We start from the raw sequence: 256 nt of genomic DNA on the forward strand, positions 1-256 counted from the left end.
GCCGCGATCGTCGCGCTCGGCATCGGCAACGTGCTGTGGGCCGACGAAGGCTTCGGCGTGCGCTGCATCGAGGCGCTGCAGCAGCGCTTCGAATGCGCGCCGAACGTCACGCTGATGGACGGCGGCACGCAGGGCCTCTATCTGATCCAGCATGTGCAGGCGGCCGACTTCCTGCTGATCTTCGATGCGGTCGACTACGGCCTCGCGCCCGGCGAGCTGAAGATCGTCGAGGACGACGAGGTGCCGAAGTTTCTCG

The 256-nt window shown here is 66.8% G+C and carries 1 protein-coding gene; it reads left to right on the forward strand.

Features of this window, described 5'->3' with window-relative positions:
- The coding region (locus SB771_RS35660) for a hydrogenase maturation protease (protein ID WP_410722126.1) at positions 1-256 on the forward strand (256 nt) is incomplete at both ends.

Source organism: Burkholderia sp. SIMBA_051, from assembly GCF_046534915.1.
GTDB classification, from domain to species: domain Bacteria; phylum Pseudomonadota; class Gammaproteobacteria; order Burkholderiales; family Burkholderiaceae; genus Burkholderia; species Burkholderia ambifaria.